At 63.5% G+C, this 641-nt stretch carries 1 protein-coding gene; it reads left to right on the forward strand.

All coding sequences use genetic code 11. The features are described from left to right. Window positions 1–641, forward strand: a 641-nt coding sequence (locus tag EN990_RS35265; RefSeq protein WP_206526381.1) for a 2-oxo acid dehydrogenase subunit E2, incomplete at both ends; no start/stop codon positions are given.

Raw genomic sequence — 641 nt, forward strand, 5'->3', positions numbered from 1 at the left:
AGACCATTGCGCGCCGCCTGGTCGAGGCCAAGACCACCATTCCGCATTTCTACCTGACGCTCGACTGCGAGCTCGATGCGCTGCTGGCGCTGCGCACGCAGATCAATGCGGCAGCCCCGGTGAAGAAGACCGACAAGGGTGATGCTCCGGCCTACAAGCTGTCGGTTAACGATATGGTGATCAAGGCGATGGCGATGGCGCTGAAGGCGGTGCCCGATGCCAATGCCTCGTGGACTGAAAGCGCCATGGTCAAGCACAAGCACGCCGATGTCGGCGTCGCGGTGTCGATCCCCGGCGGCCTGATCACACCGATCATTCGGCATGCCGACGAAAAGACGCTGTCCACCATCTCCAACGAGATGAAGGACCTCGCCAGTCGCGCCCGCAGCCGCAAGCTGAAGCCGGAAGAGTATCAGGGCGGCACCACGGCGGTGTCCAATCTCGGTATGTTCGGCATCAAGGATTTTGCCGCGGTCATCAACCCGCCGCACGCGACCATCCTGGCGGTCGGCGCCGGCGAGGAGCGGGCAGTGGTCAAGAACGGCGAGATCAGAATAGCCACCGTGATGTCGGTGACGCTGTCGACCGACCACCGCGCCGTGGACGGTGCGCTGGGTGCCGAACTGCTGGTCGCCTTCAAG

Origin of the sequence: Mesorhizobium sp. M7A.F.Ca.US.005.03.1.1, from assembly GCF_003997975.1 — a bacterium.
In the GTDB taxonomy this organism is placed as follows: Bacteria; Pseudomonadota; Alphaproteobacteria; order Rhizobiales; family Rhizobiaceae; genus Mesorhizobium; species Mesorhizobium ciceri.